Source organism: Bacteroides sp. AF25-5LB (assembly GCF_003602965.1).
GTDB classification, from domain to species: Bacteria; Bacteroidota; Bacteroidia; order Bacteroidales; family Bacteroidaceae; genus Bacteroides; species Bacteroides uniformis.
The window spans coordinates 1-24593 of record NZ_QTMC01000007.1 but is presented as its reverse complement, the minus strand read 5'-3'; the positions used below and the strand labels follow the sequence as shown (position 1 = coordinate 24593).

Sequence of the window (24593 nt, the reverse complement as noted above, 5' to 3'; positions counted from 1 at the left end):
ATGCCCGAAAATTACCGGCAATCACGAAAAAATGCTACCTTTGCATCAAGAAAAAAGAGTTATTTGAAAGCATGAGGAATATAGTGATTCTAAACAGCTTGGAATTTTCTTATCCGTTGCCCGTTCTCATGCGAGTTTTCTACAAAGCGTTGATAATCAAATAAGATACTTCAGATTACAACAAATATACATATAAAAACGGGCACACCCGACATCCATAATGATAAGTTTAGAATTTGACACTTTACTCTTTTTCATTTGGGTGTGCCCTTTATAAAGGAAAAAATGATTATATGACGGAAGAACTTGTAACATTAGAAATAGCGAAGCTGCTGAAAGAGAAAGGGTTTCTACAAAGGAAATATCTTACAAATGTTTCTACTTTGCATAATTGTTATAAATATTTATCTGTTCCACCTCAGTCGGTAGTTCAAAAGTGGCTTCGTGAAACCAAGAACCTGCATATTGAAATATACCGAAGTGCCGTAGGGTATGGCTATGCTATAGTGAAAGCCGATAACGGAACGTGGCAGGAAGATGATGATTCCAGGGGTCCTAATGATGGCGGTCTGTGGGATACCTACGAAGAAGCATTGGAGGCCGGAATTAGGGAAGCGTTAAAACTTATATGAAAATGACTCCTATCGTAAATGATGCTTATAGACTTAGAAAGATGGCTGAAAAGCGCAATGATTAATGAGGAACGGTACGAGGAAGCCGCTAAAATCAATAAATGTATTGAGGATGAGTATAACAAATTAAAGAATAGTAAACATGAATCTAAATGAATTGCGCGACCGCGCCTATAAAACCGCTTGCAACCACGGTTTTCACGATGAAGAGCTGAGTAATGAACACTGCCTTTGCCTTGTCATATCCGAACTTATGGAAGCTGTGGAAGCGGATAGAAACAATAAATATGCTGATAGGAAATCTTTCAAAGATTATTATGAGGATGAAGAGCCGCATTACAATGCCGATTTTAAGTATAGTTTTGAAAAATATATCAAAGACTGTGTGGAAGACGAGTTTGCCGACGCCTGCATACGCCTGCTTGATTTGGCTGGATTAAGAAATATATCCATTGATGATTTTCCTGAAGAAGCGATATATGGTGCATCCGAAAGTTGCGTAGGTGAAACATTTACTGAAAGCATATACGCCATATCCACATTGCCAATTCGTTATTTTTATGAATATGATTATTCTTTTGAAAGTCAGATAGGTCATATGTTATTATCAATCTTCGGGCTTGCCAAGCATATGAACATAGACCTTATATGGCATGTGGAGCAGAAGATGCGGTACAATGAATTGAGAGAAAATAAACATGGAAAAAGATATTGATTATGAAGCGTGAAATAAAATTCAGAGGTAAAAGTACTGATACGGGGAAATGGGTATATGGATTTCTCTCTTTTTTCTATACTGCCGGAAGGGACGAAAACGGACTTATCCTCACGGACAAGGCGAGGATATATTCCCCGGAAGACTGCCGGTGCGATGACGTATGGGCTGAAACCGTCGGGCAGTTCACCGGACTGCGTGATAAAAACGGGAAAGAGATTTACGAGGGGGATATTGTAAAAAACCAAAGAATATGGTATTGAAATTCCCAATGGAAAAGTAAGTTTTAACTCCGTCGGTTATGACAATTTTATTATCAATTATATTGATGGTGGATTTTGTCTATCAAATAATCACCGTTGCTTTTTATTGTGCAGAGGCAATCACCTTGAAGTCAATGGAAATATTTACGATAACCCCAATTAAATATAAGGAATAGATATGAAAACAGACCTCATTTTCTTTATTGCGATATTCATCATCGCAGTATTGTTTATCGGGCATTTCCGGTTGACATTTTCGCCGTTCAGCATATCACTTCCTTATTGGCATAGAGCTTTAGGAGTAGTTCTTATTGTTGCAGGCTGTTTGGTTTACAATATAGGGGAGAATGTAGCCGGGTATAAGAAAGGGCTTGATAACGGCATGGAAATAGTCTTGAAACAATTGAAGAAACGGTATGAACGACCAGGTGATTAATAAAGAAAAGATATTGCCAATGGTTACAAAAAAAGGCTATCTTCCCAGACAGCCAATCTTTTTTATTAACCTTAATCTAATACTATGAAAAACACATTGCAAAGGTACGGATTTGTGGGAGTTATGCAAATTATGAGCCTTTGTTCAGCCATCTTATAACATGGTTTAGCAAGCGGATATGTATGTTAACCATTAACGTAATAGATTTATAAAATTAACAAATAGTCAATGAGTAGAAATGAAAATGTCTGGACTGATGCGAAATGTGCAGCCCTTCGAGTTGAGTTCCTTACCAGTCGTGAGGAACTCTTTTTGTATGCAAAAGCCATTTATTTCGCTATGATGTGGGGTAGGGAGGTGAACGAGAAAAATCGGGTTCTTCAGGAAAAGGATAAGTCTGTTAAATAAAAGAAAGAGCCAACCCACGCACGACCATGAATCAGCTCCTCACACGATTATGATGCAAATATACTATTTACTTTTAAAATAATCGTGTTATGGAGTTGGATTTTAACAAAATAATTCGTCTTAAAAAGATTCGTATCGAAAAATCAGAACTTTCAGAGGAAGAAAATATCTTAACTTCCCCGGTTCTGAAAGATAAGAGCCTTATCCATGAAATCTATAAAATATTTGTTGAGTTGTTGAATAAGAGGGGATGTCCGCCGAATATTGACAGTGTTACCCAGCGGAAGAAGTTCATTTTCATTATCCTGTATCTGTTTTCTCCAAGTTCGCTCGCCGGTGGGAAAATGACATCAGGGTTACGTCCGGAAATAGCAAAGGTTCTTGGTGTTCAATCAGAATGTACCATTTCAAACAACTGTGATGATGTTGTGTTTCTGTATCAGAATTATGGGGACTTTAGTGGAGATATAGAGTATCTTTACACCGAGATTTTAAATCGGTTAAAATTCAAAGGGCTAATCAATTAGAGAGCCGGAGTTTAGTGCTCCGGCTTTATTTTACCATTTCGGAAATTTTTTGGATAAAATTTTATTAGAATATTTATACACTTCATCCGCAATTCTATAATATTCAGGTTCTTCAATCCTTTGGTTGAATTCGCTGTCTTTATTAAGATTGTCAAAATCTTTATGTAATCCTATGATTTTTTTAGCGTTTTTGTCTGTTTGGTATCTTGCTTCAAACTGTACAAGATATTCGATAAGATTAGAAATGTCATTAAAGGCAGAGCCACAACCATATAACGAATAGTCTATGTATTCTTTTTTTATAGCATATTGTGCTTTTATTAGAAGTCTAAATAACTGCTTGTCTATATTGTTTGCAATATCAGACTTCATTTTAGATTTTTCTTTTCTATAACTCCAATGAGTATCTGCAATATTTTCTATAGTCCTTTTTAAATATGGGGAAACAAAAAACCCGAAAACAAAGCTAATTATTATATATATTATTTCTAATGTTTCCATATTGTTCTCTCTTTATTTATAGTATTCCTTCCCTCGTATGTTTTCATGCTTTGGCATACATGGTTCTCCATCAAAATGAATTTTACCTCCACAATGAGGGCAGGTGATAGTGTTGGCGTCATCTTTTATATCCATATCATTAACAAAGAAGTCACCAACCTTGCATCCAATAACATCTGCTATCTTCTGTAATGTTCCTACTGTTGGATTTCTACTAAGGTTTTGGGCAAGTGTAACCCTTGTTATACCCATTTTTTTTGCAACGGCTTCCATTGTGAAGCCTTTCTGCTTGATTATTGTCTTTACTTCCATGTGTGTATGATTTTAATCAGATGCAAATATAGGGGTAAAAATCGAATAAACAAATTAAATCAGCTTGTTTTGATTGAATATAGTCATTTGTATTAAAATGTATTTAGATTATAATCATACTTATGCTGTTTTTGTTAATATATGATAATAATCATACAAATAATATATTTATTTATTGTGTGTATGATTTTAATCATTACATTTGCATCATCAGAAACGAAGTAATAACAATTAAAAGATATACGATTATGGCAACAAAGAAGGTTGATGAAAAGAAAACATTGAAGTATGCGGTAGCATTCTACTTCTGTACAACAGGTAAGGTAAACTTCATGTTAGGTAATAAGATGTATCAGCATATAAACACTGTTTATGACCAAAGAGAAGATGGCAGAGGTTTTAATACATGTGAGGTTGTTTATAACTACAAGGCTCAAAAATATGAGGTTCTGAATGTAGATACAGAGATAGGCAATAAAGAGATTACAATATTAAATGTTTAACCAGCAGGGTGAAATCCCTGCGCAATATAGAAGATTATGAACGTAAATGAAGTTACAGTAGGTTTGAGATATAGAGTATCAGGTGATTTGTCTAATGGTCGTAATGCAGACGGTAGTCCACGCATATCGCACGATGATGTAGTAAGAGTAATAAAGCGAATTACAGATACATACGTGATTTTGGAATGTGGACGTATGTTTATCATTAACGACAATCTCAAAATAGAGAAGTTCTAAGTTTAATCCGGTAGCCTTCGGGCTACCATAATACACACGATTATGAAAGCAGATTTAGTTTTAGTTATCAGCCCTGAAGCCCCACTGATGAAACAACTGGGCAAAGTGTTGGGTAAGCTATGTACGCCGTACGACTTCTCTACTATAGAGAGGGGTGAAAAGTACATCACCATACAGCATGATGAAACAGGGCTTGTAGTGGCTTACACGAGTGAAGAAAGATTGAAAGCGAAACTTTAAATATAAATGATTATGAACTCAATAAACGAAAACGGTTGCAGCGTATGCCAGCCCGGTAAAGAGAATTACACTACCTACACAACGAAGTTAGGCAGAAAGAGAGTGAGAATGTACCAGTACGACTACCGTACTGAAAGCGGTGAGTTGTTTTCTTGTTGTGCACCTACCTTAGAGCAGTGCAGAGAAAGACGGGACAAATGGCTTAGTTCACAACAATAACCTGATTGTTGTGTATAACGATTGAAGATATTTCGTTATCTTTGGTTGTGGTAGTACCTTTGGGGTACTATCGCGGGGTGTAGCAGTGGTAGCTTTTCACTTTGACTTGGTGAAGGTCGGTTGTTCGATTCAGCCCCCCGCAACTATTGAGTATTAATTTAAATTTGACACGATTATGAACATTCTTACATTAAGCATCAAACAGAAGTATTTCGATGAAATCTTGGCAGGCAAGAAAACCCACGAATACCGTGAAATCAGACCAACAAACGCTAAGAAATATATCACTTACCTATGTGGCGGTAAAGAATATCCGGCTGATGCAGAACTGCCTGAAGAAGGTGAGGTAGAATTGAAGCCTATCAAGTACGATGCAATCAAGCTTCTGACAGGTGCATATACGGGTAAACGTCCTTACATCATTATAGAGGTAAAGAATGCAGAAGCAGTAATTCTCACAGATGAAAACGGTAATGATATTGTTTACGAATATCAAGGCGAAGAATATCTTGCCGCACAAATGGATTATACTTTGGGTAAGATATTAGAGAAACATATAGATTGATTTGTTTAACTTTTAAAATTAGAAAGCAGAGTCGCAAGAAGAATTAACAGAGTAGCCGGGCCTCGCAGAAATATGAACGGTGCAGGGGCTGGTGGTAGATTGGTTGCCAGACGTGGCGGTGAAGCTGGTACATCACAGTTGGGGTCACGCAGACAGCGTTATAGTGACCTTCGTACTTCATTTGGTTTAAGTGGTGGCTAGCTATGAACAAAGTAGAACAAGCGAGTCAATATATAGACCTCATTCGGGTAAAATCGAATGAGGCTTTACTGTTTTTATCACTTGGTAAAGATTCGCTTGTTCTGCTTGATTTAATCTATCCGAAGTTTGACCGGATTGTTTGCGTGTTCATGTATTTCGTCAAGAATTTGGAACATATTAACCGTTGGATAAACTGGACTAAAGCCAAATATCCGAAAATAGAGTTTGTTCAAGTACCACATTGGAATCTCACTTATATTCTTCGTGGAGGTATGTATTGCGTGCCTAATCCGAAAGTGAAACTATTGAAGTTGGCAGATGTGGTAAAGGCTATGCAGCTTACTTATGGGCTTTATTACACATTTTTAGGCATGAAAAAAGCCGATGGTATGAACCGCAGGCTTATGCTGAAAGGGTATGAGGTAAACGGTTACGAGAATAACGGTATGGTTTATCCTTTGGCTGATTGGACACAAAAGGATATTCTTGCTTATATGAGGCAGCACAATTTACCCGAACCAGTTCGATATTCATTGAAAGCCAGTTCGGGAGTAGGTTTCAATCTTGATTGTATGCTTTGGATGGAGAATAATTACCCGCAAGATTTACAGAGAATTTACAAAGTTTTCCCAATGGCTGAAAGGGTGCTTTGGGAGTATAATAATCAACAAAAGCAATAGAAGGAAAGCCGAGTCAGAAGAAAATCAATTGATGATATTGCAGAGCAAAGATACAGACTATCTCGTACTTTAACGGGTAATAGGCTGAACAGAGTAAACTCTATCGCAAGAAAGTATATTCGATACATTGAACGAACCTTTGGGTATAATGAGGGGAAACAACAAGATGGCGCAAGAAAAGTATCTCGAAGAATTTATATGGGTTTAACTAATGGATGATATGGAATTGTCAAAATACATAAAGAGTGAATCGATGGAACTTAATCGTTCTGCCATTCACTTTGCAGATTATAACCCCCGGAAACTTTCCGATGAATCACGTAAGACACTGAAACGTGGCATCAAGAAGTTTGGTTTAGTCGGTGGAATTGTCGTGAACAAGCGTACAGGTTTTACCGTAGTCAGCGGGCACCAGCGTTTGTCTGTCATGGACGAATTGCAAAAGTTTCCCGATAACGACTACCGCATTCGTGTTGATGTCATAGACGTGGACGAGCAGCAGGAAAAGGAGTTAAACATTCTAATGAACAACCCTAATGCACAAGGGGCATGGGATTTTGACGCTCTTGCCCGTATTGTTCCTGATATTGACTGGAAAGATGCAGGTCTGACCGATGCAGACTTGAATATGATTGGTGTCGACTATCTTTTGCAGACCGAAGAGGAAAACTCTATTGCGGATGCTTTGTCTGATATGATGGTCCCAGTTTCCGAACAGAAAGAAGCCGATAAAGCCGCCAAGCAGTTGGAACGTGCCGAAAAGGTTGCCCACATGAAAGAGGTCAAGCATCAGGTGAAAGAAAACGCACAGAAGCAAGCTGAGAACATGGATGCCTATGTGATGTTGTCCTTCGATACCTATGAAGCTAAAGCCGCTTTCTGCGAAAGGTTCGGGTATGAGCCAGATATGAAGTTTATAAAGGGAGAAGTTTTTGATGAACAAGTAGAAAGAATAGATTAATTATTGGGAGGAAAGCTGAGTTAGAAAGAAAACATATAGCCAGTTATATCAGCAGTCCAGACGAATAATGTACAACGCTGGAAGACAATACGGGTTAGGTTCTGCAAGACAAAGAAACATAAGGGATAGAACGAAATCCATAATGGGAAGATATGCTGAGAAAATAGATAGCTATTTCTCAAAAAGAGGAGTTGATGTCTATGGAAACAAGCCAATTTCTCGCCGTGTCTATATGGGTAACAATAACGGTTAAAATTATGAGCAATAGTGAATCTCAAAATAGAAAAGGTAAAGGAGGAAGAAAGCCAAAGTTTGACTATACAAGCGAGGACTTTCTTTCTCTCGTGGAATCGTATGCCAAAAAGGGATTCACTGACAAGGAAATTGCTTATGCCATAGGGATTTTGCCTCAAACATTCTGCGAAAAGAAAAGTGAGTACACCGAAATATCCGAAGTCTTAGCGCGTGGGCGCGCGACAATCAATGCCACTGTAAGGGCTAAATTCCTTGCAATGGCTCTCGGTGGCATAAAAACCAAAAGCACCGTGGTAAGAAAGCTCCGTGATTCAGAGGGAAATTTGACAGGTGAGGACGAATTACAAGTTAGCGAAAGCGAGTTAGCTCCAAATTTGCAAGCAATGTCAGTTTGGCTGTATCACCACGATGAGGATTGGAGAAAGATTGAACGCAAACAAGATGAAGATGCTGATATTCCAACAGACATAGAGCACGGCATCAACATTGATTCCTGGATTAAAGACAAGCTGAAATGATAGTACCTCAAGAAATTTACCATCCATTATATGAGGATAATGAAAAATTTATAATTCTTATCACCGGTGGGCGTGGTAGCGGAAAGTCTTTCAATGCTTCTACCTTTATTGAACGGTTGACTTTTGAAATGACTCCCGTAGAGAAGATAGTTCATCAGATTCTCTATACCCGTTACACTATGGTTTCTGCCGGTATGTCTATCATTCCCGAAATGATGGAGAAGATAGATTTGGACGGTACCACGAAATATTTCAAGACCACAAAGACGGACATAGTCAATAAGATGACTAAGAGCCGTATCATGTTCCGGGGTATCAAGACTTCTTCCGGGAATCAGACAGCCAAATTAAAATCCATTCAGGGCATTACGACTTTCGTCTGTGATGAAGCGGAAGAGTGGACAAGCGAAGATGAGTTCGACAAGATAATGCTCTCCATTCGCAAGAAGGGTATTCAGAACCGGATTATCATTATAATGAACCCATGCGATTCCAATCACTTCATCTACAAGAAATACATTGAGAAAACTCACAAGCTGGTAGAGATTGACGGTGTGCAGGTTCAGATTTCCACTCATCCGAATGTGCTCCATATCCATACTACGTATTTTGATAACTTGGATAACCTTTCTCCTGAGTTCCTGAAAGAGGTGGAAGATATGAAGGTGAGTAATCCTGAAAAGTATGCTCATGTGGTTATCGGTCGCTGGGCTGACGTTGCAGAAGGTGCTGTGTTCAAGAAGTGGGGAATTGTTGACGAGTTCCCGGCTTGGGCAAAGAAAATTGCTTTCGGGCAAGACTTCGGTTATACGCATGACCCGTCTGCTTCCATTCGTTGTGGTATCGTTGATAACGCCCTTTACTTGGATGAAGTGGATTACCGTACTGGATTGCTTTCTTCTGACATCATCAAGACTCTTCGCCCGTGGGGATTGAAAGTCATTGCCGACAGCGCAGACCCACGTTTGATTCAAGAGATACACAACAGAGGAATCAAGATATATGCCGTAGAGAAAGGTGCAGGCTCTATCAATGCCGGAATTGACAAAATGAAAGATATGGAGATTTATATAACCAAACGCTCGTACAACTTGCAAAGCGAGTTCAGAAAGTATGTTTGGGCAAAGGATAAGGACGGGAACTATATCAACGAACCGGAAGACCATGATAATCACGGAATAGATGCTGTACGTTACTATGTATTGGGTGAGCTTCTTGGTAAGATTCAGAAGCCGAAAGATTTAACAGGAATATTCACGCATTAAAAATATAAACTATGCCATTGAATTTAGAAGAAATATTAGCACTCCCTGACATCGGGCAGAAGATAAACTACCTGAAGAAAGGTAGAAAAACTGAACTTCCCGACTGTTGTAAACTTTGGGACGACTGGAATCCCGAACGCCATGAAATCATGGTTGACAAAGAGAAGTACCCGGATAGAAAGGTTCTTGAAAAGGAAGCGGAAAAAGTTTTTGATGAAAAGACTGGTAAGACCTATGAAATCGAAGCAAAGTATAAGACTGAACCAGTGAACCGTATCTCCATTCCATTGGAACAGGATATAGTGAACATTCAAACTGCTTTCACAGTCGGCACAGAACCGTCTATGGATTGCACTCCAACTGATGATGATGAAAAGAAGCTGCTGGATGCGGTAAAGGCTGTATTCAAGTCTAATAAAATCAAATATCAAAACAAGAAGATTGTCCGTGCCTGGCTCTCCGAACAGGAAGCGGCAGAATATTGGTATGTTACCGATGATGATTCGTTTTGGGCGAAGTTCTGGAAAAAAGTAAAGACTACATTCGGAGGCAAGGTAAAACCTACCAAGAAGCTGAAAAGCGTATTATGGTCTCCGTTCCGTGGGGATAAGCTTTATCCGTTCTTCAATGATGAAGGTAAGATGATTGCTTTCTCACGTGAGTACAAGAAGAAGCTCATGGATGATTCGGAGATAACTTGCTTTATGACTATCACTGATAAGATGGTCTATCAGTGGGATTTATCTAAAGGGTATGAAGAAAGAACGCCTTTTACTCATGGATTCCCCAAATTACCGGTTCTCTATGCCTACCGTCCTGAACCTTATTGCAAAAAGATAAAGACTTTTCGGGTTCGGTTGGAGAAATTATTATCCAATTATGCAGATTGCATCGATTATCATTTCTTCCCTTTATTGAAACTTATCGGTGACGTGGAGGGTTTCATGGGTAAGGTTAAGGATAGAATGGTCAAACTTACAGGTGAAGGTGCGGATGCCCAGTATCTGACGTGGAACCAAGTTCCGGATACGGTACGTTTTGAAGCAGAAACACTCACCAATATGGCTTATGATATGTCAAACACTCCAAGAATATCCTTTGAGACGTTGAAGGGGGTAGGCAAAGCATCAGGAACCGCTTTCCGCTTTATGTTCATGGGTGCACACATGGCGGTAGAAAATCACGGTGAGGTTATCGGCGAGTTTTTACAGCGGAGAGTAAATTTCATTGTTTCCGCTTTAGGCTCTATCAATCCAACCGAGTTTAGCAAGGCATCGCAGACCATTGACATAGAAACAGAACTGGTTCCATATATGATTGATGATTTGAATGATAAGGTGACTACTGCCGTTTCCGCTGTCAGTGGTGGCATCTGGTCAACGCGTGAGGGAATCATGTTTGCCGGGAATGCTGATAGGGTAGAAGAGGAGCTTGCAGAAATCAAGGAGGAGCAAGCGGCAAAGAATGAGCAAATCGGAAATAAGGGACAGAAAAATGCCTCTTAGTCAGAAAAATTATGGGGATTATAATTTTAGTACAAGAAAAATAGAATATTTTGCGGCAACATCAAAGAATTGCCGCTAATTTTTTGCTTGAATAGTTGTAGGTAATTAAATAATTACCTATATTTGTAGGGTAATCAATAGAGAAAGGTATGCCAACGATATTTATTTTATTTGGTTTTCGTTTTATGTTTTACGCTAATGACCATGAGCCTATACATGTTCATGTAATCAAAGGGGATGTAAGTGCTAAATTCACTTTATTTCCAGTTACATTAATCAAAAATAATGGCTTGAAGTCATCTGAACTGAAACTTGTAGAATCAGTTATAGAAGAAAATCAAGAAGTAATAGCAGAGCATTGGAATAAATTTTTTAATAAATCAAAATAAGTGGTTATGGAAAATATCATAGTTGAAAAGGTATGGTTAACTGATACGGAGGTATGGATACGTACCACTGACGGGAAGGAGGCATGTGAGAAGTTTTCAGATTTCCAAAGGCTGAAATGGGCTACTCCTGCGCAGCGCGCAAATTTCACAACGAGCCATGACGGAATACATTGGAGAGAGCTTGATGAAGATTTGAGTTTTGAGGGATTCTTTCGGGAAAGGAAATCCAATCCTCTTTATGATTTATTTATAGCTCATCCTGAATTGAATGCTGCTGCCATAGCACGACGTTTAGGTATTTCTCAGAGTTTGTTTGCTCAATATGTAAGTGGAACAAAGAAGCCGTCTAAGAAACGTTTTGAAGATATTATAGAAACAATACGTTCAGTAGGGCGTGAATTAATGGCTGTACCGGCATAAGTTACAATACTTTATTTAGGCGTGATTCCATTCGGTTTCACGCCTTTTTTATACCATTTTACAACAACCGCTTCATTGTTGTGTATCACCTATCTGATAATTTTTCACCTTCTTTATAAATAACGAAATTTACCGTAGAAATTTATAAATCAAATTCATACGGTATGACAATCTTAGAACAAATCTTGGCAGGGCTACAACAGAAATTCGCTGGGGTGGACACTGCTATCTTAACCCGAATCGCTACTAAAAAGGCAGAGGGTGTAACGGACGAGACAAAGGTAAACTCCATTGTTGAGGGTATCAGTTTTTCGGACGTGCTTAACTCCTATGGTGATTTCCGTGCCGGGGATGCTTCCAAGACCGCAGTTTCCAACTACGAAAAGAAACATAACCTTAAAGACGGTAAGTCAATTGAGAATCCTAATCCCAATCCTAACCCTAATCTGAAGCTGGAAGATAAGACGGACGACATGGCGGCTATTATTGCTAACGCAGTGAGTGCAGCCGTTAAACCTCTTTCTGATAAGCTCGCTCAATTCGAGACAGAGAAGTTACAAGCTACCCGGCAGGAGCAGATTATGGCAAAGGCAAAGGAGTATGGTATTCCCGAAAACTACGCCAAACGATGCGCCATTAAGGACGATGAGGACTTGGACGCATACTTCAAGGACTTGAAGCAGGAGTTCGCAAATGACGGCTTCAAAGGCGTAACCCCTCCCGAATCAGCGGAAGAGAAGATTGAGAAAGAATCTGAATCTATCGCTAAAATGATTGATGAGGGTACGAAAACTATTGTTGAACAAAACAAGAATTAATTATGTCAGCAGGATTTAAGTATGACTTGGTTCCACCCGTTGAGCAAGAGGAACGCTACGATGTCCAGACCGGCATTCGTAGACGTGGTCCGTTCAAACTCGACACGCAGAACCTGGTAGTGGGAAGTTTTCTTCCCGGATTTACACCGATTTGTGCGGACTTGAAAAACAAGTTCGCTTATGCGGTAATCAATGTGAGAGTTGCGGAAGCCTATACCACTGGTGGAGAGGCTTTGTCTATCAAAGTAGCTAAGAACTCTTTGGCTTATGTGGGTATGTTTGTCGGAAACGGCAAGAAAGGTGCAGAAGTAACGGCAATTGATAAGTCTAATGCCAACTACGATGTATTGACTATCAAGGCTGCTTTTGGTGAGAATATTGCCAAAGATGCTGTATTATTCAATGCGGTTGCAGTTGATGGTTTAAAGCAAAAGCATGTGGCTAATTCGGCTCTGTTTAACCGTACAAAGGTTGAGGACGGAATCACATTGGTTTCATTGCTTCGTACAGCCGCAGAAATTGAACCCTCAAAATTGGTTATGCCGTTCTCCGAGAACGATAAAGCCAACATGAAGGGATGGTTTGAATTTAACGAGTAAGGAGGTAGGATATGTTTTTAACGATTCAAACATTATTCGATGATGCGAACATTGTTTCCGCTATCATCAGACGTGTGAACCAGACACGCACGGACACAATCTATTGGCAGCAGTATCTTACTTTCCGCAGAGTGACTACTCGTGTGTTCAAAGACTATATCGGTTCTGTAACTGGAGTTTTGGCCGGATCCATCAATTCGCGTTTTGGAGAGAAACCCATCCGTGAACGTCGGAACATCGGTTCCGGATATGGTGAGATTGCCTATTTGGGTGATGCTTATCAGATGTCTATTGACCGTCTTTCTGAATTGCAGGATTTGATTGACAAGTTCAATGCCGCTAAGCCAGCCGACCAAAAGGCTGCAATGGAAGAGATTGTAAACTTCCTGGCAGACGACTACCGTCAGATTACCCTTGCCGCCCACAAGCGTATGGATATTATTGTCGGTGCGCTGTTGATGCTTGGTGAAGCCACCGTTTACAACAAAGACGCTGCAATCACTTCCGGTCAGACCAATAATAAACTGCTGGAGATTACCCTTCCGTTCAATTTTATCAAGCCGAAAAGTGGAGATGTGGTTGTGGACGGAAAGAATATGTTTATCTCTTATTTGAGAGAGAAACTTCATTCCTTGGCACCGGACTATGGCGTTTATGCCAAGATGATAATGACCCGTGCAACCTTCAACAAGAATGTGCTTGGCTCTTCTGAATTTGGTGAGCAGTACAAGATGATTCTCGGCAGCAACGAAATGAAGTTGAGTACGGGTTTGATTTCTTCTTCGTTGGCTTCCGAAGTGTTCACCGGCATCGGTCTGCCTCGCATCGAAATCAAGGAGGACTACGTGAAAGACCAGACGGGAAAGAATGTGCAGATTTACGCGGATAACCGTATTACTCTGTTACCTTCTGACAACATTGGTTATATGCGCCATCATACCCCGTATGAAGCGACAGACCCAGTACAAGGACGTACTTATATCCCGTCAGAGGGGCAGATGCTTATCTCCAACTACCGTGATAAGAACGGTCGCTACATGGAATATACGGCAGAGTGGATTCCGCAGATTTCCAACCCGGACTTGATAACCAATTTCGATTTGAACGAAATTGCATCCATCCAATCAGCATAAGGGGGTAGGATATGAAAGTAAAGGTTATATCAGTTTTCCGCGACAAGTTCACCGGAAAGTATTACACTCCCGGTGAAGTGATTGAAGTCGGTGAGGAAGCCCGTGTGCTGGATATGGAAAGCCGCAGACTTGCTGAACGGATTGAGGCAAAAAATCCCGAAGTGAAAGCTCCTGAAGAAAAGAAAGAGGTGAAAATTTCCCTCTTTGAAAAGGAGTTTGAGAAGAAGGCTTTGATTGATGCTTTGAAGTCTATCGGTGCGCAGGCTTCCGGCAATATGAAAGAGGAAACTCTTTTGGCTAAGGTTGCAGAACTGGATGAAGAATCAACAGCCAAACTGAAAGAAGCATTAGGGATTGAGGCATGACAGTAAATGACTACATACAGCAAAGGTTTCAGACCTTCGACATCCAGTTGTCAGAGGCTGACTTTTTCGATATGTGTCTGAACGCGAATATAAGCGGAGAGGATGAGATGAACGAGGATTGCCACGGTCGTGTCTCTGTGGCGATTGCGAAGTTCATCCCCTCTCTATTACTCCGTGCCACTTCAATCAGTGAAGGCGGTTTTTCTATGTCTTGGAACATTCAAGGCATTAAGGATTACTATTCATTTCTGTGTAAGCAGTACGGCTTGAAAGACGAACTGAGCAACAAACCTAAAGTGACTTTCTTATGATATTCGCTCCACACATATTGCAGGTAAAAGTTATCACCCCGATGGATAAGGATGAGTTTGGCAGACCTATTCCCGGTACCGGTGGTGAATACTGGCAGGAGGTATGCAAGTGCCGTTGTGATGATAACACTACCAAAGAGTTTTCATCTGATAACGGCTCTGTGTATCGTCCGAATTATCATGTAGTATGTGAGAAAAGAATTACTGTCAAGGCTGGCGATGAAGTACGTTGCATGGACGGTGATGGCGTAAGAGGTCAAGGCGAAGTCTACACGGTAAAGAGTACAAACTACTTTAACTACTCGGAATTATGGATGTAGATTTTGATTTCTCAGATGTTGACCAGTTCCTTCAGGATGGAGAATGGGAGGTCGAAAAGAAGATGATTGATGTAGGCGATGAAGCCGTGAAGTACGCAGAGGAACATGGCGATTATAAAGACCATACACTCACTTTGAGAACGTCCAATGATTACGATGTCAATAAGGATGGTTTGACATTGAAAAACGAAGCGGAATACGCATCATTCGTAGAATCTAAAGGGTATGATGTTTTGAGTAGTGCTGCTTTATATGCGGAGAAACGATTAAAAGAAGAATTTGAAAAATGAAAAGAATATTCAAGTATGAATTGATTGTTGCAGACCATTCAAAACTATGTCTGCCTATCGGGTCGAGGATATTGTCTGTTCAAGTACAACGAGGTACTGTTTGCTTGTGGGCTATTGTAGATGAATATCAGAAAGAATTGTGCTTTGTGGATATTTATATGTACGGAACGGGGCAACACGTATCAGATGCAGATTTGGCTGGAAAAAGATTTGCCGGAACGGTTCAACTTGGAGATTTGGTTTGTCACGTATTTCTCGAATATGACGAAAACGTCCAATATTTGATAGTATGATAGTAACTACCGACATAGGAAACATTCTCTACCGGGACTGCAAGGCTTTCGGAATAAGCATAGTACCCAACGGGGAAACGCTGACGGGTGAATTGACCTCTGAAAGAATCGTTATCCACACGAAGAAACAACAGCCGGGAACTTATTGGAAAAAGTCTTTTGCCGAAGTGAACCTTTGCATTCCCGATCTTAGCGAGAGCGAGGCGAACACAATTCGTTTGAATGAACTCGAAAGAAAAGCTGGCAAGTTGCTTGATGATGTAGTAAGCACCTATGACAGTACAACCTATCGTTACTCTATTGAATCAATTGGTACGGAAGTGGACACAGCTTTGAAATGTCATTATGTGAATGTGAGAATTTTATTTGAAGTATTAAATGTAAAACTATAAGATTATGATTTCAGCAGTAGGAATTAAAAGAATCTTGTTTGCCGACATTGATAAGGTAACGGCAGACATTACCCCCGAAATTGCAAAAACTTTGATTCAAGCAGCCATCGCTGCCAAAGATGAGGTTTTGAATGTACACGGGGAAACGTGGCAGATTGAGGAGACGGAAGCCTCCGTCACTGGGCACAAGAACCAATTAACGGGAAAGAATTACCGTTACGATGATGTGCCGGGAGAAGTATCGCCCGCTTTCTCTATCGGACAATATGACTGGAAGACCAAGAAAGCGTTCATGGGTGGCGATGTTATTCAGGCAACATCTAAAGATGTAGGTTGGAAGCGTGCTTTGGATAAAGTTATTATCAACAAAGCATTGTTCTGTCTGACCGATGATGATGTCTGGTTCATCTTCCCCAAATGCCGTATTGTTTCCCGTGAAGCCAATACGGATAAGGCAATTGCAATCGCTGTAAAAGGCTTGGTGCAGGAACCGGGAATTGAAGGCGTTTCTTCTGAGTATAACTACGAAGAGGGGCAGATTAAAGCTTTGCAGGCATGAACTACAGTAACCATTGTACCTACTCCTTCCGATGCGACCGTAAAGCTGGACGGTGCAACGGTCAAGTCAAAGCAGGTGAATGCTGGGGCTACCGTTCACTATGAAGTGTCGAAAGTGGGGTACGTCACTCAGTCAGGAGATATTAAAACCACTCCTTCTGAAGTTGATACCACTCTTAAAAAAGAGATAACATTGGTAAAAGCACAAGAGTGATAACCGGGGGATGGATATATACCATTCCCCCTTTTAGTTTAAGAATATGAATCAAGCAGCAAAAACAGTTTCTGATGCTTTGTTAGGGCTGGATTTCAAGAATGTGGAGATAGGAGGGATGGTTTATACCATTAAACCTCCTACAATTAAAATTATCTGTCGTGCCATTCATCATTTTTCCAATATCGCCCTGCGAGGAGATAATATCATGGAGGCTATTAAAGAGCTTCCTGAAGCTACTGAAGATATGCTGAAAGGTATTTCATGCTTCATCTGCGGGAATGATAGTTTGGTCAAAGAATTGGAGAACGGCACTTTTGAAGAAGTCAAAGATGCCTTGGAAGTCTGTTTCTCTATGATGGATATATCGGCTTTTCAGTGTGTCAGCTCGATGAGGAACGTGTCGATGCTGGCAGCAAGACCGAAACAGTAGGAAACACAACGTTCTTCGGGCAGATAGCCCATTTGATTGACACGCTGCATCTGAGTTATACAGAAGTGTTTGAGATTATCCCTTATCGGAATCTGCTGATGATGCAACGGGATAAATTACACGCAGTATATGGTGGTCAGAAGGTGAATAGAATCAGTGGTAAGGAATTGGCTAATCGTAGGAAAAAGAAATAGATATGGCGAAATTATATTTTAAGGTAGGTAGTGACTGGGAAGAAGTTGTAAGGCTCCGTAATGAAATTGCGAAGTTAAAACAAGAGTTAATGAGCATGGATGGCACGCAGTCTCCTGCTGCTTTCAAGGCTTTAAATGTTCAACTTGCTGCATCTAATCAAAGATTGGATGAGTTGGTAACTAATGCAGCCAAAGCTGGAGCAGAGATGGAAACGGGATTCAAAAGGAAAATCTTCGATGCTTCCCAATCTGTAAATGGGTTCACAGAGAAGATTATCGCTCAAAAGAGTGCCATAGGTTCTCTTCAAACAACTATTCGTAAAAATAAGGAGTTATATAAGAACATCGTTTCAAGAGGTGGGGAAGATAAAGAACTGCTTAATCACATCAACAAACAAGAAAGAGCGCTCGGTAAAGAACGGGATGCTTTATTCAACCTCACCCAACAGCAAGCCGAAGCGCGTCTTTCCGTAAAGAAACTCCGGGATGAATATACACTTTATAAGAATGATGGGAAACAAGTAGTAGAAACTAACGAAGGTATCGCTATATCTTGGAAGAAAGCGCTGGCAGTTATTGGTGGCGCCGGAGTATTAAAGGCATTAGGTTCTGAAATGATTCGTGTGCGTGGCGAATTTCAATCTATGCAGACCGCTATTGAGACTATGGTTGGAGAAGATATAGCAGGGCGACTGATTCCGCAAATCAAGGAGCTGGCTAAGATTTCTCCACTTACTATGTCAGATATGGTTGGAGCAGAAAAGATGATGCTTGGATTTAACATACAAGCAGAAGATACTATCAAATACTTGAAAGCCATTAGTGATATTTCTATGGGGGAATCCAGTAAGTTCAATTCGCTGACTTTGGCATTTTCACAGATGTCAGCAGCGGGTAAACTTATGGGGCAGGATCTGAATCAAATGATAAACGCTGGATTCAACCCGTTACAGATTATCTCCGAAAAGACCGGAAAATCTATCGCAACTTTGAAAGATGAAATGTCCAAAGGTGCTGTTTCCGCTGAAATGGTTCAACAGGCATTCATTGATGCAACTTCCGCAGGTGGTAAGTTCTATAATATGTCTGAGAATGCTTCAAAGACTATCAATGGTCAGTTGTCTATGATGCAGGATGCTTTGGATTCCGTGTTTAACGAATTGGGAATTAAGTCAGAAAGTGTTATCATGGACGGTATTCAAATGACAACTTCGTTGATTCAGAATTATGAAACAGTAGGGAAGGTCTTGGCTGGATTAGTGGTTACTTATGGTACATACCGGACCGCAGTGATGCTTGTTACTGCTGCCGAAAGTAAACATACTCTTGTGGAGATTGGACTTATCAATGCCCGTTTATTGGCACGAAAAGCGCAGTTAGCTTTAAATGCTGCTATGCTAACTAATCCTTATGTAGCATTGGCTACGGTGGTTGTTGGATTAACAGCTACTATGTGGGCATTCAGAGATTCTACAACCGCTGCTGAAAAAGGAACAAGGAGGTATAATGAAGAACAAGAAAAAGCGACCAAGCTTGATAGCGAACGGAAACAAAAAATAGACGGTCTTATTCAAAGCTCTCGTGATATTGCATTGTCTGACTTGCAGCGAGGTGAAAGTTTGGCGGTATTACGAAGCGAATATCCCAAGATATTTGCCCAATACGATATTGAATCAATTAAACTTGCTGACATACTTCAATTAAAACAACAAATAGCCAAAGAGGATGCAAAGCGCGCAGGCGAGGAAGTTGCAAGAAGTTTTGAAGCTGCTAACAAAGCTGTTTCAGACTATGAAAATGCCCTTTCTGCCAAACAAATCAATGGTGGTAAATTAACACAGCAGGAAATAAACAAGTTAAAAGAACTTCGCTCTTATAGAGACCAATTTCTTGTTGATAAAGGTAAAGGTATCTCTGAACAGTTCATATCCAATCTTAAAGATGTTGATATTAGTGAGTTTGACCGCTACATCTCTGAGTTAGAAAAGAGTATCAAAGGGAAAGGTAAAAATGGTACTGTGAAACTCCGTTTACCTATTGATATTAAGGGTACTTTGTCCGATGAAGCAATCTATAATGTGAAAGACATAAAAACACTTATAGATACTGCAAAATCCACTAAACAGACACGAATTGACGCAGAGAAGAATAAAACAACCTACCTGCAAGACCTTGCCAAAGCAAAAGAAGATTGGGAAGAGGCAAAGAAAGGGTATGAAGTTCTTTTGAAAGACCAACAAGCAACATCGGAACAGGTAAAAAAGGCCCGTGAAGATATGCTATCAAAAGAGAAAGCCTATAAAGATTTAGGTGGTATTACCGGAAGTTCTTTAATCAAGCAGGAAAATCAAGCCAAGAAAGAAGCCGAAAACCGACTTAAACAGCAAGAACAACTTGCCGAACAACTTCTTTCCATTCGTCGGAAAAACCAGCAGGATGAAGTCAACCTCATGGAGGACGGCACGGAAAGGAAGTTGAAGCAGATTGACTTGGACTATCAGAGGGAGCTTGATGCCATCAAGAAGCAGCGCAGGGAATGGGAAAGTTTGCAGGGCGGCAAGCTAACCGACGAGCAAATGTCTACTCTTGGCATGTGGGCTTCCAATGCAGCAAAAGGAAGGGAATCCGGTATCTCCGACGTAAACAGAAAGAAGCTGGAATCGGACAGAAAGGCTTGGCAGGAATACTTCATTGAGTACGGAAATTACCAAGAAAAACGGAAGAACCTTGTACAGAAATACAATGACGAGATAGCCAAACTGCAAACCGACAGCCCGGAGTACGCTTCCAAGGTAGCCCAAAAGAACAAGGCTCTTGAACAGCTTGATGAACAGTTCGGTCACTCCACAAAGGCGATGGCAGACCTCTTTGAAGATGCCAGCAATAAGTCCGTTTCCGCTATTCAGTCCATCATTGATAAGTATGAAACACTTGTCAAGTACATGTCTGGTACAAAGGAAAGTGACGGAACGAATGTTACACTTGATGAATTGAAAGCGCTCGGATTCACTGATAAGGACATTGAAAAGATAGAAAAGGGTGAAATCTCCATAAAGGACGTAACAGATGCAATCAGAGGGCTAAAGGATGAGCTGAAAGGCAAATCACCGTGGCAGGCTTTCGTCTCTGACTTGGAGAAAGGGATAGAAGCCATAAAAAAGGGCGGCAACGATTCCAAGAAAACCGGTCAAGGAATCACCGATATAGGAAATGCTGTGACGTCTTTTGCCCCTGCATTGAATGAGTTCGGCTCAAGTATCGCCGACATATTCGGATTTGACGACAGTAAGATAACAAGCGCCATTGATGCGCTTGGCGGCTTAGGACAAACGGCATCCGGGGTCGGGCAAATCATGTCGGGTGATATTGTCGGAGGCGCAATGAGTGCAGTTTCTGGAATTTCCGCTGTAGTGTCTGCGTTGGATGGGATGTTCGGTGCCGATTATTCCCACTATAACGAGATGGTCGAGGAATATAACAAACTCAATGAGATATGGGATGAGCTGATAGACAAGAAGCTGGAGTACATCAACACATCCTACGGAGCAGAAGCGGACAAGGTAGGCAAAGAGGCTCTTGAACTTGTCAACAAAAGCATTGAGGCGTACAGAATACTTGGGCGTGAACGATTAAACTCCGGTGCGTCTGCCGGTTCTCATTCCATTGGCAAGCGCATGGCAAAGAACACCTCGTCAAGCGACTGGCAGGACATCGCCAGAGCGCTCGACATGTCTGTCAAAGACGCCAAGGATTTTATAGGTACCGGACGCATGACGGGATTGTTTGACCTGACTACTGAACAGTTGGAGAAACTAAAGTCAGAAGCGCCTACTTTTTGGGCTAAATTAGATGGCGATGTGAGAGATTATCTTGATAAGATTATCGAGGGGGAGGAACGTATTGAGGAAATCCATAATCAGATAAACGAGCAGCTTACACAGACTACATTCGATGGTGTGTACAGTAATTTCATAGATACCCTTATGGACATGAAAGCATCGTCCAAAGATGCAGCCGAAGACATTTCGGAATACTTCATGCAAGCTATGCTCTCCGAGCAGATAGGAACACTTTATCAGGACAAGCTAAAGAAGTGGTATGAGAAGTTTGCAAAGGGTATGGAGGATGGTTCTTTGACGGAATCCGAAAGAAATGCATTGAACAGCGAGTATATGGGTTACATTGAAGAAGCGATGAAGCTTCGTGACGAGCTTGCCGCAGCCACCGGATATGACAAGATTTCGCAAGAATCAACATCCCAGTCTTCAACTTCCAGAGGGTTCGGTACTGAAATGACACATGAAGATGCAGGAGAATTAAGCGGTAGGTTTACTGCTCTGCAGATAGCAGGAGAAGAGATAAAGAATCAAAATATCATTCAATCTCAATCGCTTAATTTACTAACAGTAAAAGCTGATGCTCTACTTTCCATAAATACGGAAACAAGGAATATCGCTGATGATACGCGAGATTTGATAGCACAATCTTATCTTGAATTAGTACAGATTTCGGAAAATACAGGAGCTATTGTAAAACCAATCATTCAAATTCAGAAAGATATGGCAGAAGTGAAAAACAATACATCTAAATTATAAACTATGTCAGATTTATTGATAAATACCCAAGACGCCTACACAACATGGGGGGTAAGAATAGGAGAGGGCTTTCTTGATGTACTTGGTGCATCATCACCCATGAAAGAATTTATAGAGAATAAGTCCCGGTTAGAACATGGAAAACGTGTGATAATCAATAATCCTAAAGTCGATGAGAGGGAAATAACACTTTCTTTTACAATTGAAGGAAATTCCCAGTCCGATTATCAATTAAAGAAAAAAGCTTTCTTCGATGAGCTTTATAAAGGCAAGATTGATATTCAAGTTCCGGCTAATAGTAGCGAAGTTTACCATCTTATTTATACTGGCAAGAGTGTCACTTACGCACAGAGTTTAGACCGAACTTTCGGAAAAATTTCAGCCAAGTTCAACGAACCGAATCCGGCAAACAGAAATTAAATTCCAACAATAGAGAGATTGTTGCGTATATGAGTGCTCAAAATTGGGCACTCTTTTTTTTATCTCCGAACTTTGAAGACGTGGAACAAATCGACATCAAAGACATATCCGGTGCTATCCTGCTTACTACCCTTCCCAATGAAGGCTGCAAGCGTAAGTTTACTCTTATGAAGGAGGACTACATCACGTTAAAGTTCTCCTTGGAGAGTCCTATATTCTTCAAACTTGGTTCATACGTGGAGTGCGACTTCGGGCTGTTCGAGGTGTGCGACTTGCAGAAGCCGGTATTCAACACCGATAACGCAGGCTACGACTATGAGTTGCAGCTTGACGCCCACTACTGGAAATGGAAAAACAAAATCTTTAAATATACCCCCGAAGTGGCCGGGCAGGAAGCGTCCTGGAATCTCACCGCTTCACTTGATGTTCAAGCCGGTATAGTCCTTAGAAATTTAAAAGCTCTTGGTTACAAATACAAAGGACAAGATTTTGTTTTCTCCATTGACAGCACTGTAGAGAATAAGGCGCTACTGATGACTTATGACAACATCAACATCCTTGACGCCTGCTTCTCTATGGCAAAGAAATGGGATTGCGAATGCTGGGTGACTGAAAACATCATCCATTTCGGACGTTGTGAGTCTGGCGATGCGGTGGATTTCGAGATTGGGAAAAACGTGCAGGAAATGCCACGATCAGAATCCCGGTCCACCTACGCCACCCGTATCTATGCTTTCGGCTCAACAAAGAATATCCCATCTGACTACCGCCCCGTTGATGAGACTGTAGTGCTGAACGGCGTGGTGCAAAAACGCTTAATGTTGCCCGAAGGAACTCCGTATATAGACGCTTATCCCGATATGACCACCGAGGAAGCCATTGAACAAGTGGTTATCTTCGATGATGTCTATCCCCGAAGGGTCGGCACGATGTCGGACATTACCATCAAGGAATACACTGACAAAATAGAAAATGCCGACGGGACTACCACTGAAAAGAAGTGGAATGCCTACCGCTTCAAGGATACTGGCATTACCTTCTCAAAGGACTATATCCTTCCCGGCAAGGAATTGAAAATCACTTTCCAATCCGGCAAGTTGAATGGTATGGAATTCGCTGTGACATTCGACCCTGAGGGAAAGCCGGAGAAACTGGGGAATGGTGGCTGGAACCCTGAGGCACAGCTTTGGGAGATAGTCAGGAATGAGGACTACGGCAGACCGCTTCCAGATGGAGCGCTTATCCCCGAAAATGGTGATACTTACATCTTATCAGGCTGGAATTCCATGAAGATAACTGAAATGGGGCTGGTAGCAGAAGCACAGTTGGAATTAAAGGACAAAGCCGATAAGTACGTTGCCAAGTCTAAGATAGACCCTTCTACATATAACTGTAAGATGATGTCGGATGTCGCATACAGTGAGGACGGCATTCACAACCTCTACAGCATCGGTCAAAAGGTCAACCTTATCAACAAGGCCTATTTCGAGAACGGAAGGCAGTCAAGGATTATCGGATTTGAATTCAATCTTGACCTGCCTTATGATTCCCCTATATATACTGTCGGGGAAACCGCTGCCTATTCCCGTATTGGGGAGCTGGAGGAGAAGGTTGAGAGCCTTACTCTGAAGGGACAGACCTATACGGGCAGCGGTAGTAGTGGCGTGTATGTGATAAGAAGGAATGACTCTACACCGGCCACGGATAATAACGTGTTTTCGGCTTTGCGTTCCTTGGCTATGTTCCTTCGAAAAGACCAGGCTGACGGCACTCCCTTCCCCATAACCTTCGGAGATTGGGTCAAGTTCGGCGAGTTCATCACTGGTATTTCCGGAGGGTGCATCGACAAGAATGGCATCCTTGAAATGGAAGAGGGCATTTTCCGCAAGCGTGTGTTTTTTCCGGA

34 protein-coding genes and 1 pseudogene are annotated in these 24593 nt (G+C 41.1%); 33 read left to right on the top strand and 2 right to left on the bottom strand.

What is annotated here, in order from left to right:
* Positions 1-293: 293 nt before the first annotated feature.
* The 6 genes from DWY57_RS09470 (at position 294) to DWY57_RS09445 (ending at position 2981) form a co-directional block, all read left to right on the top strand.
* Positions 294-632 (top strand): hypothetical protein, encoded by a 339-nt coding sequence (locus DWY57_RS09470; protein WP_119961670.1) that lies wholly within the window; start codon positions 294-296, stop codon positions 630-632.
* 133 nt (positions 633-765) lie between these two features.
* Positions 766-1347: a hypothetical protein gene (locus tag DWY57_RS09465; RefSeq protein ID WP_119961669.1), complete on the top strand. Its 582-nt coding sequence runs from the start codon at positions 766-768 to the stop codon at positions 1345-1347.
* Between the two features lie 2 nt (positions 1348-1349).
* Positions 1350-1610: a YopX family protein gene (locus DWY57_RS21280; protein ID WP_243634667.1), complete on the top strand. Its 261-nt coding sequence runs from the start codon at positions 1350-1352 to the stop codon at positions 1608-1610.
* Positions 1611-1788: 178 nt separating this feature from the next.
* Positions 1789-2046: a hypothetical protein gene (locus DWY57_RS09455; RefSeq protein ID WP_119961668.1), complete on the top strand. Its 258-nt coding sequence runs from the start codon at positions 1789-1791 to the stop codon at positions 2044-2046.
* Positions 2047-2274: 228 nt separating this feature from the next.
* A complete protein-coding gene (locus DWY57_RS21080) occupies positions 2275-2454 on the top strand; it encodes a hypothetical protein (protein WP_119961667.1) in 180 nt (59 codons plus the stop codon).
* An 89-nt stretch (positions 2455-2543) separates the two neighbouring features.
* Positions 2544-2981, top strand: a complete 438-nt coding sequence (locus DWY57_RS09445) for a hypothetical protein (protein WP_119961666.1) — start codon at positions 2544-2546, stop codon at positions 2979-2981.
* A gap of 30 nt (positions 2982-3011) precedes the next feature.
* On the opposite strand, the gene DWY57_RS09440 is transcribed toward DWY57_RS09445, so the two are convergent.
* The gene (locus tag DWY57_RS09440) at positions 3012-3482 is read right to left on the bottom strand and encodes a hypothetical protein (protein WP_119961665.1); all 471 of its coding nucleotides are present in this window, start codon (positions 3480-3482) and stop codon (positions 3012-3014) included.
* Between the two features lie 12 nt (positions 3483-3494).
* The gene (locus DWY57_RS09435; RefSeq protein WP_119961664.1) at positions 3495-3794 is read right to left on the bottom strand and encodes a helix-turn-helix transcriptional regulator; all 300 of its coding nucleotides are present in this window, start codon (positions 3792-3794) and stop codon (positions 3495-3497) included.
* Between the two features lie 248 nt (positions 3795-4042).
* Here DWY57_RS09435 and DWY57_RS09430 point away from each other — a divergent pair, with 248 nt between their 5' ends.
* The 27 genes and pseudogenes from DWY57_RS09430 to DWY57_RS09290 all read left to right on the top strand — a co-directional run.
* On the top strand, positions 4043-4297 hold the full coding sequence (locus DWY57_RS09430; RefSeq protein ID WP_119961696.1) for a hypothetical protein: 255 nt from the start codon (positions 4043-4045) through the stop codon (positions 4295-4297).
* A 279-nt stretch (positions 4298-4576) separates the two neighbouring features.
* Positions 4577-4774 carry a hypothetical protein gene (locus DWY57_RS09420; protein ID WP_061412741.1) on the top strand — a complete coding sequence of 66 codons (198 nt, stop codon included), beginning with the start codon at positions 4577-4579 and terminating at the stop codon, positions 4772-4774.
* A 12-nt stretch (positions 4775-4786) separates the two neighbouring features.
* Positions 4787-4993, top strand: a complete 207-nt coding sequence (locus tag DWY57_RS09415; RefSeq protein WP_118358028.1) for a DUF3873 family protein — start codon at positions 4787-4789, stop codon at positions 4991-4993.
* Positions 4994-5168: 175 nt separating this feature from the next.
* Positions 5169-5558 (top strand): ASCH domain-containing protein, encoded by a 390-nt coding sequence (locus tag DWY57_RS09410; protein ID WP_119961662.1) that lies wholly within the window; start codon positions 5169-5171, stop codon positions 5556-5558.
* A 72-nt stretch (positions 5559-5630) separates the two neighbouring features.
* Positions 5631-5759, top strand: a complete 129-nt coding sequence (locus DWY57_RS21535; protein WP_255420102.1) for a hypothetical protein — start codon at positions 5631-5633, stop codon at positions 5757-5759.
* A 2-nt stretch (positions 5760-5761) separates the two neighbouring features.
* Entirely contained in the window at positions 5762-6439 is a 678-nt protein-coding gene (locus DWY57_RS09405; RefSeq protein WP_119961661.1) for a phosphoadenosine phosphosulfate reductase family protein, read from the top strand.
* Between the two features lie 220 nt (positions 6440-6659).
* Complete coding sequence (locus DWY57_RS09400) at positions 6660-7400, top strand: ParB/RepB/Spo0J family partition protein (protein WP_119961695.1); 741 nt, start codon at positions 6660-6662, stop codon at positions 7398-7400.
* Positions 7401-7657: 257 nt separating this feature from the next.
* On the top strand, positions 7658-8173 hold the full coding sequence (locus DWY57_RS09390) for a hypothetical protein (protein ID WP_119961660.1): 516 nt from the start codon (positions 7658-7660) through the stop codon (positions 8171-8173).
* Complete coding sequence (locus DWY57_RS09385; protein ID WP_119961659.1) at positions 8170-9438, top strand: PBSX family phage terminase large subunit; 1269 nt, start codon at positions 8170-8172, stop codon at positions 9436-9438. Before DWY57_RS09390 ends, DWY57_RS09385 begins: the two co-directional genes overlap by 4 nt.
* Before the next feature lie 11 nt (positions 9439-9449).
* The gene (locus DWY57_RS09380; RefSeq protein ID WP_119961658.1) at positions 9450-10943 is read left to right on the top strand and encodes a phage portal protein; all 1494 of its coding nucleotides are present in this window, start codon (positions 9450-9452) and stop codon (positions 10941-10943) included.
* 149 nt (positions 10944-11092) lie between these two features.
* The gene (locus DWY57_RS09375; RefSeq protein ID WP_005824559.1) at positions 11093-11332 is read left to right on the top strand and encodes a DUF4160 domain-containing protein; all 240 of its coding nucleotides are present in this window, start codon (positions 11093-11095) and stop codon (positions 11330-11332) included.
* 6 nt (positions 11333-11338) lie between these two features.
* A complete protein-coding gene (locus DWY57_RS09370; RefSeq protein ID WP_005837049.1) occupies positions 11339-11752 on the top strand; it encodes a DUF2442 domain-containing protein in 414 nt (137 codons plus the stop codon).
* Between the two features lie 164 nt (positions 11753-11916).
* Positions 11917-12570 (top strand): hypothetical protein, encoded by a 654-nt coding sequence (locus tag DWY57_RS09365; protein ID WP_119961657.1) that lies wholly within the window; start codon positions 11917-11919, stop codon positions 12568-12570.
* A 2-nt stretch (positions 12571-12572) separates the two neighbouring features.
* Positions 12573-13169 (top strand): head fiber protein, encoded by a 597-nt coding sequence (locus DWY57_RS09360; RefSeq protein ID WP_118936721.1) that lies wholly within the window; start codon positions 12573-12575, stop codon positions 13167-13169.
* Between the two features lie 11 nt (positions 13170-13180).
* Entirely contained in the window at positions 13181-14302 is a 1122-nt protein-coding gene (locus tag DWY57_RS09355) for a hypothetical protein (protein WP_119961656.1), read from the top strand.
* Positions 14303-14313: 11 nt separating this feature from the next.
* On the top strand, positions 14314-14667 hold the full coding sequence (locus DWY57_RS09350; RefSeq protein WP_117714051.1) for a hypothetical protein: 354 nt from the start codon (positions 14314-14316) through the stop codon (positions 14665-14667).
* Complete coding sequence (locus tag DWY57_RS09345; protein ID WP_117714052.1) at positions 14664-14978, top strand: DUF6706 family protein; 315 nt, start codon at positions 14664-14666, stop codon at positions 14976-14978. Before DWY57_RS09350 ends, DWY57_RS09345 begins: the two co-directional genes overlap by 4 nt.
* Entirely contained in the window at positions 14975-15298 is a 324-nt protein-coding gene (locus DWY57_RS09340; RefSeq protein WP_041525557.1) for a hypothetical protein, read from the top strand. Before DWY57_RS09345 ends, DWY57_RS09340 begins: the two co-directional genes overlap by 4 nt.
* Positions 15289-15588, top strand: coding sequence for a hypothetical protein (locus DWY57_RS09335; protein WP_119961655.1), 300 nt, complete (start codon positions 15289-15291; stop codon positions 15586-15588). The genes DWY57_RS09340 and DWY57_RS09335 overlap by 10 nt, the downstream gene beginning before the upstream one ends.
* Complete coding sequence (locus tag DWY57_RS09330) at positions 15585-15881, top strand: hypothetical protein (protein WP_011966223.1); 297 nt, start codon at positions 15585-15587, stop codon at positions 15879-15881. Before DWY57_RS09335 ends, DWY57_RS09330 begins: the two co-directional genes overlap by 4 nt.
* Positions 15878-16273, top strand: a complete 396-nt coding sequence (locus tag DWY57_RS09325) for a hypothetical protein (protein WP_119961654.1) — start codon at positions 15878-15880, stop codon at positions 16271-16273. Before DWY57_RS09330 ends, DWY57_RS09325 begins: the two co-directional genes overlap by 4 nt.
* A gap of 4 nt (positions 16274-16277) precedes the next feature.
* Positions 16278-16832: a hypothetical protein gene (locus tag DWY57_RS09320; protein ID WP_119961653.1), complete on the top strand. Its 555-nt coding sequence runs from the start codon at positions 16278-16280 to the stop codon at positions 16830-16832.
* Between the two features lie 259 nt (positions 16833-17091).
* A complete protein-coding gene (locus DWY57_RS09310; RefSeq protein ID WP_118357976.1) occupies positions 17092-17478 on the top strand; it encodes a hypothetical protein in 387 nt (128 codons plus the stop codon).
* Positions 17424-17672: a hypothetical protein gene (locus DWY57_RS09305; protein WP_226790325.1), complete on the top strand. Its 249-nt coding sequence runs from the start codon at positions 17424-17426 to the stop codon at positions 17670-17672. Before DWY57_RS09310 ends, DWY57_RS09305 begins: the two co-directional genes overlap by 55 nt.
* Positions 17673-17674: 2 nt before the next feature.
* Complete coding sequence (locus DWY57_RS09300; RefSeq protein ID WP_119961651.1) at positions 17675-22267, top strand: tape measure protein; 4593 nt, start codon at positions 17675-17677, stop codon at positions 22265-22267.
* 3 nt (positions 22268-22270) lie between these two features.
* Positions 22271-22687: a hypothetical protein gene (locus DWY57_RS09295; protein ID WP_117945649.1), complete on the top strand. Its 417-nt coding sequence runs from the start codon at positions 22271-22273 to the stop codon at positions 22685-22687.
* Positions 22688-22716: 29 nt separating this feature from the next.
* Positions 22717-24593, top strand: a pseudogene (locus DWY57_RS09290) (hypothetical protein); the annotation flags it as partial.